The sequence below is a fragment of the Desulfuribacillus stibiiarsenatis genome (genome assembly GCF_001742305.1).
Lineage (GTDB): Bacteria > Bacillota > Bacilli > Desulfuribacillales > Desulfuribacillaceae > Desulfuribacillus_A > Desulfuribacillus_A stibiiarsenatis.
The window spans coordinates 253277-264954 of sequence record NZ_MJAT01000001.1 but is presented as its reverse complement, the minus strand read 5'-3'; the positions used below and the strand labels follow the sequence as shown (position 1 = coordinate 264954).

Below are 11678 nucleotides of genomic sequence, written 5' to 3'. Positions count from 1 at the left end.
AATATCCTAATTACTGGATAGAGGCGAAACACTTCTTTATTCGTCTGCCAAAGGCTTATGTGCCCTAGCAAATTCTTCTTGAATTTCTGCTGATGGCTCTTTATCTAGTAAACTAATAACGACTATTGCAATTGAGGCAAATAAGAAACCTGGTACGATTTCATAGATTGCTGATCCCGTGTATTTCCATAGAATAACCGTAAGGCCACCAACTATCATACCGAATAAAGCTCCATTGCGCGTCATACGCTTCCAGAATAATGAGAAAATAATCGCAGGACCAAATGCCGCTCCAAAACCTGCCCATGCATATGCAACCAACTGTAGGACACTACCTTTTGTCCATGCCAGCATCACTGCAATCACTGCAATTAAAATTACCGCCCCACGACCAACCCATACTAACTCTGTTTGTGATGCATCCTTGCGGAAGAATGTACGGTAAAAGTCTTCTGTCAAAGCACTAGAAGATACTAACAGTTGAGAGTCAATCGTACTCATGATTGCTGCTAATATCGCTGCCAATAAGAACCCAGCAACCCAAGGATTAAACATTTTCTGAACTAAATCAATAAATACTGTCTCTGGGTTTGCTAACGGTTGATCTGCGAAAAGCGCAATCCCTACAAAACCAACAATAATTGCACCATATAACGACAATACTACCCAAATTATTGAAATCAAACGAGCTTTCGGTACTTGCTGCGCAGAACGAATCGCCATAAAACGAGTCAAGATATGTGGCTGTCCGAAGTAGCCAAGCCCCCATGCAGCAGCCGAAATAATTCCAATCAAAGTTAACGAGCCTGCAGAGCTCCACGGCAGTGCAGCAGTTGCGTCATATGCTACGTTGGCATTGATATCTAATAAGTCCGTATTAATAGTTCCAATCTTCGTAAATAATGCTTCTAGACCACCCATATATTGAATCGCAAATATCGGTGTGATCAATAATGCAATAAACATGATAGTTCCTTGGAACAAATCTGTCCAACTTACAGCAATGAAACCACCTAAGAAGGTGTAAGAGATAATAACGACAGCACCAACTAATAGAGCTGTTGTATACTCAATGCCAAATACTGATTCGAATAATACTCCACCTGCTACTAATCCTGAAGCTGTATAAAATAAGAAAAATACCAAAATAAAAATTGCAGATACTACGCGTAATAAATGTGACTTGTCTTTAAAACGGTTCTCGAAAAACTCGGAGATTGTTAAGGACTCCCCTGCAAGCTGTGTATAACGACGTAATGGCTTCGCAACATATTGCCAGTTTGCCATAGTTCCTACAGCAAGACCAATCGCTATCCAAATGCTCCATAATCCCATACCTGATGCATAAGCTGCCCCTGGTAACCCCAATAGTAACCAACCACTCATATCACTGGCTTGAGCCGACAATGCTGCTACCCAGCTATTGAGTTTACGCCCACCTAACACATAATCTGAGAGGTCATTCGTCATACGGTAGGTGTACACACCGATTCCCAGCATGACAACTAAGTATAATATAAACGTGGTATAAGTCGCTGTCACGATTTCTCACCTCCTGTTTCGCGGAAATATGTCCAAATCGCCCACACGATCATGAGCGGCATTGGCACGAGAAACCAAAACCAAGTTGCTGCTGTTAATGAATACTCCATGCAGTTCCCCCCTATATTTTCTTTAAACTAACAATGCTCTCCCATGACATCTATTGCTGTATGTTCTAAGATATATGTGTCGCAAGCATCATTCACTACTGAAAAATTATACACCTTAATGCGTTAATATGAAAGAGTGCTTTTTTTGCAGTTTTTAAAATCCATCATTTTCCACCTTGTGTTTTATTGGAATTAGCATATGCTTCCATAGTATTGGAGAAAGTAAAATAGAAATTATCCGAGGGAGTGGTTACAGTTGAGCAAAAAGGTTTCTTTGTTTGCAACTTGCGTAGCCGACATGTTTTTTCCACAAGCTGCTGAAAGTGCTTACAGGTTGCTAAGAAGGCAAGGTTTACGAGTAGATTTTCCGAAGGATCAAATCTGTTGTGGTCAACCATCGTTTAATTCAGGTTATGTAGACGAGTCTGCAAAGGTTGCGAAGGAATTGTTATACGCGTTCGAAGATACAGATTATGTGATAAGTCCTTCCGGATCTTGCACTGCGATGGTCCGAGATAATTACCCGATATTATTCAAGAACGACCCTAAGCACTTAGCGATGGCCAAGGATTTTGCTAGTCGCTTATATGAATTCTCTGAATTCTTTGTAAAGGTTCTTGGGGTTAAGAATGTTGGCGCCAAATATAAAGCAAAAGTTACGTATCACCATTCCTGTCACATGTCTCGACTATTACGAGTGAAAGACGCTCCAATCGATTTAATTACTAATATAGAAGGTATCGAATACATTGAATTACCAGAAAATCAGGACTGCTGTGGCTTCGGTGGGACTTTCTCGGTCAAGATGGCGGATATCTCCAATGCCATGCTTAACGAGAAAATTGAGAACGTCATGAGCACCGGTGCTGACATCTTAGTTGGCTCGGACTTAAGCTGCTTGATGAACATCAGTGGTGGCCTGAGTCGCAAAGGATACAAAATCGAAACGATGCATGTCGCGGAATTATTAGATAGGGGGCTAAGAGGATGACAAAGTCGGATTTTCATGATCGAGTCAGTGAAGCCTTACAGGACGACTTCCTTCGAGGTGCTGTAAAACGTGCAACCAACCGATTACGCACCGGAAGAGTGAATCAATTAAAAACTTTAGTCGATTTCCAAGAATGGCGTGAGCGTGCTCAAGCGATTCGAAGTCATACAATTCTACATTTAGATCAGTACTTAGAAACATTCACCAATAAAGTAGAAGAGAATGGCGGTAATGTACACTGGGCGTTAACAGCAGAAGAAGCTGTCGCTCACATTCATCGAATTTGCAAAGACAAGTCTGCGAAATCAGTTGTAAAATCAAAGTCGATGGTGTCGGAAGAACTGCATTTAAATCACCACCTCGAGAAGGACGATATAGAAGTTGTTGAGACGGACTTAGGGGAATATATTATTCAACTAGCCAACCAAACACCTTCCCATATTATTGTTCCAGCCATTCACCACACAAGGGAATCTGTTTCTGACTTGTTCTCCGAGGTCGCTGGCGAACGGTTACCTGCAGAAACGCCAGCTCTTACCGCTTTTGCACGCAAAGTATTGCGTCAGAAATTCTTAGATGCGGAAGTGGGGATAACAGGCTGTAACTTCGCGATTGCAGAAACAGGTTCTGTCGTGCTATTCACCAATGAAGGAAATGGTCGTATGGTGAACAGCCTACCAGATACACAAATTGTCATCATGGGTATGGAGCGGATTCTCCCTTCCTTCATCGAACTTGATACAATGTTGAACTTGCTTCCAAGAAGCGCAACTGGCCAGAAAATCACTACCTATGTATCTGTGCTCAATGGTCCGCGCAAGCAAAATGAGGCGGATGGCGCGAAAGAACTCCATGTCGTGATTGTCGATAACGGACGATCCCGTATCCTAGGCAGCAAATATCAAGAAGTTCTCAATTGTATTCGTTGCGGGTCTTGTCTCAATGTGTGCCCTGTCTATCGTCAAATTGGCGGGCATGCATATGGATGGGTGTATCCAGGACCAATTGGAGCCGTCATTACACCACTTCTTGATGGACTTGAGAAATGGGGAGAGCTTCCTTATGCGTCAAGCTTATGTGCTGCTTGTTGGGATGCTTGTCCTGTGAAGATTCCTTTACATGAAAAGCTTCTAGAGTTAAGGAAAGATAAAGTCAAATACAGCGGCAATGCAGCCGAAAAAATGGCGTTCGGTATGTATGCACGGGCCTTTTCTAGCCAAACGCAATATGCATTACTAAAGAAAGTTGGTCGTAAAGCACAGATTCCATGGGTACGAGATGGAAAAATCCGTGGTGGATTACCTGCACCAATATCAGAATGGACGAAAACCAGAGATTTCCCAGCGTTAGCTAAAAAATCCTTCCATGAGCGTTGGAGAGAATTGAAACGAGGTGACAACTAATGGCGACTACTAAACAGAACTTCCTCCGTCATGTCACAGAACGCATTGCAAGAATCCCGAAAACAGAAAAAACTGAAGCATTGAAAGACATAGCAGAAATACGTCGTCATTACGCGATTACCTATGCTGAAATTGGTGATACTGCGGAAGCGCTAGTTGATAAATTCAAGAATGAGCTGGAAGCGTTAAGTGGCATTGTCAAGATAAGCAATTCTCCTGAGGAAACGTTCCAGCACCTACTTGAACTATTAAAGGAAACGAACGCAAAAAAAATCATTAGCTGGAGTGATCCAACGCTTAAGGCATATCCAATAAAAAACTTAGGGCAATACGGGTATGAATTGATGACCAGTGAAGATTCTACCGTTGCTTATAAACTCTTTGCTAAGGATGCAGATACAGGCATCACAGGTGCAAAATATGCCGTTGCAGAAACAGGTTCCATCGTCTTAGAAGCTGGCATCGGCAAAGAAAGAAGCATTAGCCTTATGCCTAACTTGCACATTGCGATAGTCAAGACAAGTCAATTCGTAAAACACACATCCCAAGTATTTATTGACTTAGCGAACTCGAATGCGTTACCTTCTTCTGTGAACTTCATTACTGGCCCTAGCCGAAGCGCTGATATAGAAATGGACTTAAGCATTGGCGTCCACGGACCGAGTAAAATAGCAGTAATCATTGAAAAAGATTAAATACGCATTCACAACTTAGAAGTAACTAATAGCACACTAGGTTTGATATGTTGGTAACGACATATCAAACCTAGTGTTTTTTTCTTACTCAATACGTGAGATATCAATGTTTCTATGATATAATCTTTTAGATATTAATCACTCATTAAAAATTCCATGGAGGTTAACATGAACCATAGATTTCTAGCTATTGTATTAATCCTTACATTTCTAGTTCTCCCTACTTCGGTTTTGGGACAAACAGTAGAGAATTTAGAAGTACCTACTGAACATGTGAAGGGAAGAGTTATTAAGATTATCGAGGAAAAGAGAAACTTTGACTATGGTGGTGGCATGAAGGCCGACATGCAAAGGTTTGAAGTAGAAATCTTAGATGGCACATACAAAGGAAAGATTATTGAATCAGAAAATATGATGTTTGGCAATCCTGCCTATGACCTTTGGGTTAAAGAAGGGGATCGTATTCTTATGTTCTTAGAAGAACAGGACGGGGTTATGCAGGCCCACATGATGGATTTCATTCGCGATCGGTATATATATCTACTGGTAGCTGCTTTCATTCTATTATTAATTCTCATTGGTCGTATGCAGGGTGTGAAATCTGTCATTACTCTTGGGTTAACCGTACTTATTATAGGAAAGGTAATGCTGCCGTTATTATTCCAGGGATATAGCCCTGTGCCGCTAGCCTTGATTACAGGACTCGCTGTCTCTACTATAACTTTCTTGATTGTATGTGGCTTCACCAAGAAAACGTTAGCTGCAAGCTTAGGCACACTAGGTGGTCTAACAACTGCAGCGCTGCTGTCTATTTTCATTAGTTCGTTAGCGAACTTGAAGGGCTTATCTGGCGAAGAGGCACAAATGCTACTATATATCCCACAAGAAATTACATTTAATTTCCGCGGCTTATTATTAGCTGGTATTATTATCGGTGCCCTAGGGGCTGTTATGGACGTTAGTATCTCCATTGCATCGGCTATGGAAGAAATACACAAAAAAAGCATGAACCTTAGCTTCAAAGAGCTAATAAATTCAGGCATGAATGTTGGAAAAGATATTATGGGCACGATGTCGAATACGCTAATTTTAGCATATACGGGTGCCTCGATCCCATTATTTTTACTTTTAATGGCTTATGAACAACCCTTTATTAAACTGATGAATATGGATTTTCTAGCTACAGAATTAGTAAGAGCTTTGTCTGGTAGCATTGGGTTAATCTTCGCGATACCGATTACTGCTATTATATCTGGTTTCCTACTCAGACCAAAATCTGATCATGCGTTAGAGAAAGATCACCAAAACCAATAAAAAATGCTTTTATTATAATAGTTTTTTTATTTTATGGAGTGCTGAATTGAGTCCAATGATTTGTCCAGCAATGAATTTTTTCCCAACTGCTGTCTCATTATTCACGTCATATTCGATTGCTTTTTCACGTAATTCACTTTCTAAATCTCTTGTGATTTTTTCAATGTCTTCCATACTCACTGTCTTAATCAAATTACACACTCCCCTTCGTAAAAACTAATGAAGCTGAATCTTTTACTGTATCATATGCACTACAGTGAACCATTGTTAGAGATTTCCGCGTATGACCGATAGACTTGCTCTGATATTATATGCTTTCCCCACTATAGATAATCTATACTAAAAAAGTTTGCAGACTCTGCAAACTTCTTTACTTTGGTGATGTAATTGTAATCGACTGGATACATTATTTGTGTAAGTGCTCTATATAAATCGTCTGTTCATTCATAAACCGAATCACTTCTTTAGCACTTAAGCCGTTTCCGTAGGCTAACATTAACTTCACAATGCTCGTTTCTTTTAGCATGTTGTAAACGGGAATAGCGCCACTTTTCAAAATCTCGTGAGTTGTGGTATAAGACGCAGCTCTATCTTCAAAGGATGTAAGGAAAACATCAATCCCCTCATGCTGGCAGCGCTTAATAAAGTCAATCACTGAGTAGCTTTCACGAATGGATGAGGTGCTTGAATGATACATATCATGGATAATTGCCTTTGGCTTTTTACTCCCGAAAGAAAGCATATCATAGCTTAGTCCTGGATATGGTTGTATGTACAAAATTCGATCATCAAATCTAGGTTGTATGTCTAGCTTTTTCGGTAAAGGCTTTAATATTTGTACATCATGTATTTGTTCTTCTTGGCCAGGCAATGGCTTATGATACATGCGCAAACGACGATTGCACATTTCTCCCCAAATTAACAGTTCGAAACTATCAAACGAGTGCTGAAACGTGAGCGATTGCTGAATTCTAGTGCCTAAAAACACATGGATATTACCCCTGGTGTTTTGGAAAATAAATAGAACTCTAGGAATCGGATCGTTAACAATTAAATCAACCGCAGCATTAAAGTTAATAAATCCGTCGCTATGATGATCAACGACAGGTTCATTACTTGCAATGAACACCATAGGAATCGTCGTGTCATGGAAGAGAAAGCTAACGGCCGCCACGGAATACGGTAGAGTATCCGTTCCATGGGTGATAATGACACCATCGTATTGATTTTCTTGGATGGCAACTTTTAACTCATGGATGATATACTCCCAATCTTTAGGCACAATATTCTCACTCAGAAGGTTTATCTTCTGTTTAACCGTAAAGTTTACGTGTTCCTTGTCCGAATACGATTCATATAAACCAATGATATGTGCCGTACTAGATTCTACATCAATGGTGTCTCCGCTTTGCTTACTCCCAATCGTCCCACCTGTAAAAAACACTAAGATTTTCTTCATCACTATCATTCCCCCAGGGTTTTACCTTATAAAATTATCTTAACCCTGCCAGGTTGCAATATACTCCCAATCCATAGAATTGACAGAAGGATAATTCGATTGTATTTGCCACGAACCCTGTAATCCTAATTCGGATGCCGTTAATTCAAAATGGCACATTGCAATCCCTAAATCAATCCGTTGTAGATTATAACGCATTGCCTTGCTATAGGTACGATTATGCGCAAGGTAGAAGTGCCATTGATTATCTACCTTAACAACACGCCACGGCTGCTTATTCGATGCGGAAGGTGCTAACCTTACCATCTCTAATACATCTTTATAGGACGATGCTTCCTCCTGGATTAATGGAGATTGAACATCTTGGTTGAAGAACAGTTCTTCCCAAGGCTTACGGTTTTTAGAATTAGCGAGATATCGCATCATTCGTTCGATGAGGCTTTTATTCTCTGCTGGGTAACCCACTGGCGTTATAATCGGTAGTATTTCATGCTCCTTAAGTTGTACCATTCGCTCAAAACTACTTTTCGTAAATGTCCCGCCAAGCCAGCAAGTGCCGAGTCCTTTTGACGTCGCATATAATATAAGCTGCTCGAGTGTATAACCGATGTCCTCTAAATTCTTCTCGCCATTCTCCACAACTGCTGCTATATAATACTTAGAGCCTTTGATTACTCCATAAGTTCCAATTTTGCCTTTCGTACTGTCAGCAATGCCGTCATTTTCTATGATCTCAAACCGAATCTTACTCTGAAAAGGGGGTATGATTGTTTTGCCATACTCTATCAAATCGTTTCTTACCGTTTCCGTGAGCCCCTTAGGATTATATGTACGTACAGAAATTCTTTCTGTGATGATGTCTGTCATAGGTTTTGCGAAAACCTTTTTTGTAAGTGCCATTTAAACTCCTCCAATCCTATTTCGAAAAATATTTTACGTATAATGGTGCATTGTTATGACTTAGAATTCAATAAGAGGAATTTTATCAATATATACTAGCACTGGCTCATCAGAGCTTGTAATGGTGAAATGATACACTCTCTGACTTCCTTCTCCATGTTTCGCATCTACGTAAGTGGTGCCTTCTCCCTTTTGTAACTGTGCGATTAGATCATTGAGTAAAGCTGTGATATGTTCTAGGCTTGGCTCGGTTTTCGCTGATAGAAGTATTCGTTGCGTATTTGAGAATATGATTTCGATAAAGACTACGTGATCCAATAGAAACTTCCCCTTCCTATTATTGCTCATAATTTTAATTCGAAGCCTTCGTTACCTCATTTTACTATATAACTTTATTGATAACAAAGAAAACAGACCCGATTGTATATTTCAAGGTCTGTTTCTTTAACATTCATTTATACTAATCTCTACGGATTTGTTTAATCTCTACTGGTTTAATAAATCTTGTTGAAGGTTTCGTTACGCTAGGGTCTGCAAAACCAGCGTATTCCGTTGTAAATCCCGTTTCTGTTGTACTATTTAAATCTATAACATCAATAGCATCTAATGGACATCCAGCCACACAAGCAGGCTTTTCACCTTTATCAAGTTTCTCGTAGCACATATGGCACTTCTCTACTTTTTCTTTATCTTTATTATATTCCGGCACTGTGTAAGGGCAAGCCTCAATACATAGCTTACATCCAATACAGAGGTCGTATTTATGAAGAACAATACCATCTTCTCTCTTCTCATAAGCAGATACTGGACACACCTTCATACAAGCGGGTTCCTCACAGTGATTACAAGCAAGTGAAATGTACTCTCTAACAGGCACTGTAGTATTGATTCCTTCCTTTACTAACGCAACTTTTCTCCAACGAATGCCTGGATCTTGCTGATAGTAGTTCTTGCATGCCATTTCACACGTATGGCAACCAACACATCTTTCACAGTTCACTAAAAAGCCTAATTTTTTTGTCATTTTGCTCACCCCTCCTCTATGCCTTAGTTATATTGACAAAGTTATCGTGGAACGCTATACCTGGCATCCCTGTAGCTTTTGCACCCATGTCTGCTGGAATTGCTTTTGTAGTAAAGTTAACATTGAAATCCTTATCTTTATACCATGCTTCATACACAACAACAATATCTTCGGAAATAGTAGCTGTTATTTTTGCTGGTACTACAATAAATCCTAGATCGTTATACATTTTAATAGAATCGCCATCTTTAATTCCCATCTTCTGAGCCACTTTTGGATGAATTTCGATAAACGGCTTATTATGAATCGCTTCAACCCAATCAAGATTTTGGAACTGGCTATGAAGATTTAATTTCCAATGTGGAGATATGCATCGGAAAGGGTACTCCGCCGGAGTCTGTAGCTCTTCAATATATTCTGGTAAAGCTTTGTTACCGAACTTCACTGCCTCTTCCGAATAAAGTTCATATTTTCCTGATGGGGTACGGAATTTACCGTCTGCCCATGCTATAAGATTATTTTTTGCTTTTACTGATTTCTTAGTTTTCAGGTCTTTAAAGTCTTTAAGGCCAAATTGCGTGAATATGCCTTCATTGCATTCCTTTTCTACCCACTCTTCAAGATTACCTTCCGTAGGGTACGTGCAAGATCCTTGTGCTAATTGATTCATCTTAGCCGATAACCCCATTGCAATCTCTACATCGCTCTTTGCTTCGCCTAATGATTGAATTGCTTGCTCATTTAGGTTTAACCAGTAGTGCCAATAACTCACGTTAACCCCCGGTGTTTCGAATAGAGTTGTTACTGGAAGAACTATATCTGACATACGCACAGTTTCATTCATATACATGTCTGCCGTCACAACAAAATCCATCGATTCAAATGCCTTTAGCACTACAGAAGTCTCAGGATCTTGCGCAACAGGATTTCGAGCAGCAATCCATAACATTTTAATTGGTGGCTCTTGGGCAGCTAACACCTCTGCACCAAAATTATTCATATTGATCGCACGGTTTCCATCACCTTGACTACCTTCTGGTGCATCGTGAACCATTGCGTGATAATTAAAGCCCCAAGTTTCTAATTGTGCATATTGTGCACCGCCACCTGGTTTGCCGATGTTTCCTGTAATCGCAGCAAGGGCATCAATTGCGCGAACGCTAGCTCCACCATTGGTATGTCGCTGCATTCCATAACCTATCCAGATATTCGCAGGATCCGCCTGTGCATATTCTTTAGCTAATTGTTCGATGACTTCCACTGGTACTCCAGTCTTCTCAGAAGCCCATTTCACTGTAACTTTATCCTTTAAATAAGCAAAGAATTCTTCATGACCTTTCGCATTGCTCTCTAGCCATTGACTATCGTATAGTTTGTTGTCAAGAATATATTTCGCCATACCTAAAGCTAGTGCACCGTCAGTGCTTGGTTTAATTTGAATATATTCGTTAGCCTTTGATGCTGTTGCCGTCAGAATTGGGTCAATCGCTACTATCTTACAACCACGTCTTTTTGCTTCTTCTACCAAGTACATCGAATGAACCGAGCACCATGCAGGGTTAACACCCCATAAAATGAGATACTTTGAATTCACCAAATCTTCAGGATCATTATTATAGATTGTTCCAAAATCGAAGGTTTGTGCATCAATGCCTGCTGGCCAACAAGGTGTCCCAGTAGCTCTTGATGTATATCCTATACTTGATAAGGTGCCTTCAATTCCGTAGTGCATAATTTCAAAGTTACCTGAGTATTTATTAAGGCATATCGGTAAGGTACTACCATAATTTTCTTTGATTTTTATGATGTTTTGAGCAATTTCAGTAAATGCCTCATCCCAGCTGATTCTCTCCCAGTTTCCTGTTCCTCTGCCTTTTTGTCTCATTGGATATAGAATTCGATCTGGCGAATACACGCTTCTTGTATAGCTATTTCCTTTGACACATAATTTTCCGCGAGTATAACTATTATCTGGGTTTCCTGATACTCGCTTGATAACACCTTCTTCTACCGTTGTTACAAGTGAACATGTATCATAGCAGTTTCTAGGACAAGCATTATAAAATGTACTTGTCGCCGAAGGTGTAACTCCTGGTACTGGTGCATCGATTGGTTCAACCTCTTTCAGACCGGTTAGACTATATGCACCATACCCAATTCCTGCAGTAGCACCTACTGCTGCTACCCCTTTAACAAAGGATCTTCTTGAAAATTTTACTTCTTCTCCCATTTTTGGTTCC

11 protein-coding genes are annotated in these 11678 nt (G+C 40.1%); 4 read left to right on the top strand and 7 right to left on the bottom strand.

Translation table 11 applies throughout. From position 1 onward, the window contains the following. Positions 1-36 precede the first annotated feature (36 nt). A complete protein-coding gene (putP, locus tag BHU72_RS01140) occupies positions 37-1542 on the bottom strand; it encodes a sodium/proline symporter PutP (RefSeq protein ID WP_083248173.1) in 1506 nt (501 codons plus the stop codon). 366 nt (positions 1543-1908) lie between these two features. On the opposite strand from putP, the gene BHU72_RS01135 reads away from it, so the two are divergent. From BHU72_RS01135 to BHU72_RS01120, 4 genes are all read left to right on the top strand, one after another. Beyond that, a complete protein-coding gene (locus tag BHU72_RS01135) occupies positions 1909-2643 on the top strand; it encodes a (Fe-S)-binding protein (RefSeq protein WP_301553458.1) in 735 nt (244 codons plus the stop codon). Continuing rightward, positions 2640-4046: a LutB/LldF family L-lactate oxidation iron-sulfur protein gene (locus BHU72_RS01130; RefSeq protein ID WP_069700774.1), complete on the top strand. Its 1407-nt coding sequence runs from the start codon at positions 2640-2642 to the stop codon at positions 4044-4046. Before BHU72_RS01135 ends, BHU72_RS01130 begins: the two co-directional genes overlap by 4 nt. Further along, entirely contained in the window at positions 4046-4741 is a 696-nt protein-coding gene (locus BHU72_RS01125) for a LutC/YkgG family protein (RefSeq protein ID WP_069700773.1), read from the top strand. Before BHU72_RS01130 ends, BHU72_RS01125 begins: the two co-directional genes overlap by 1 nt. A gap of 168 nt (positions 4742-4909) precedes the next feature. Beyond that, positions 4910-6055: a YibE/F family protein gene (locus BHU72_RS01120; RefSeq protein ID WP_069700772.1), complete on the top strand. Its 1146-nt coding sequence runs from the start codon at positions 4910-4912 to the stop codon at positions 6053-6055. A gap of 12 nt (positions 6056-6067) precedes the next feature. Here the strand turns inward: BHU72_RS01120 and BHU72_RS01115 are convergent, their stop codons facing one another. The 6 genes from BHU72_RS01115 to BHU72_RS01090 form a co-directional block, all read right to left on the bottom strand. Continuing rightward, positions 6068-6247 (bottom strand): hypothetical protein, encoded by a 180-nt coding sequence (locus BHU72_RS01115; RefSeq protein ID WP_069700771.1) that lies wholly within the window; start codon positions 6245-6247, stop codon positions 6068-6070. Positions 6248-6461: 214 nt separating this feature from the next. Beyond that, positions 6462-7514, bottom strand: a complete 1053-nt coding sequence (locus BHU72_RS01110) for an asparaginase (protein ID WP_245671831.1) — start codon at positions 7512-7514, stop codon at positions 6462-6464. Positions 7515-7553: 39 nt separating this feature from the next. Continuing rightward, the gene (locus tag BHU72_RS01105; RefSeq protein WP_069700769.1) at positions 7554-8414 is read right to left on the bottom strand and encodes a nitroreductase family protein; all 861 of its coding nucleotides are present in this window, start codon (positions 8412-8414) and stop codon (positions 7554-7556) included. A gap of 60 nt (positions 8415-8474) precedes the next feature. Continuing rightward, complete coding sequence (locus BHU72_RS01100; protein WP_069700768.1) at positions 8475-8732, bottom strand: hypothetical protein; 258 nt, start codon at positions 8730-8732, stop codon at positions 8475-8477. 142 nt (positions 8733-8874) lie between these two features. Next, a complete protein-coding gene (locus BHU72_RS01095; RefSeq protein WP_069700767.1) occupies positions 8875-9438 on the bottom strand; it encodes a 4Fe-4S dicluster domain-containing protein in 564 nt (187 codons plus the stop codon). Between the two features lie 16 nt (positions 9439-9454). After that, positions 9455-11668 (bottom strand): molybdopterin-dependent oxidoreductase, encoded by a 2214-nt coding sequence (locus tag BHU72_RS01090; RefSeq protein ID WP_069700766.1) that lies wholly within the window; start codon positions 11666-11668, stop codon positions 9455-9457. Positions 11669-11678: the final 10 nt, after the last annotated feature.

Excerpts from the sequence above, each read along its gene's own strand:
- BHU72_RS01125 (WP_069700773.1), top strand. The coding sequence starts at position 4,046 with ATGGCGACTACTAAACAGAACTTCCTCCGTCATGTCACAGAACGCATT.
- BHU72_RS01095 (WP_069700767.1), bottom strand. The coding sequence starts at position 9,438 with ATGACAAAAAAATTAGGCTTTTTAGTGAACTGTGAAAGATGTGTTGGT.
- BHU72_RS01090 (WP_069700766.1), bottom strand. The coding sequence starts at position 11,668 with ATGGGAGAAGAAGTAAAATTTTCAAGAAGATCCTTTGTTAAAGGGGTA.
- BHU72_RS01105 (WP_069700769.1), bottom strand. The coding sequence starts at position 8,414 with ATGGCACTTACAAAAAAGGTTTTCGCAAAACCTATGACAGACATCATC.
- BHU72_RS01120 (WP_069700772.1), top strand. The coding sequence starts at position 4,910 with ATGAACCATAGATTTCTAGCTATTGTATTAATCCTTACATTTCTAGTT.
- BHU72_RS01130 (WP_069700774.1), top strand. The coding sequence starts at position 2,640 with ATGACAAAGTCGGATTTTCATGATCGAGTCAGTGAAGCCTTACAGGAC.
- BHU72_RS01110 (WP_245671831.1), bottom strand. The coding sequence starts at position 7,514 with ATGAAGAAAATCTTAGTGTTTTTTACAGGTGGGACGATTGGGAGTAAG.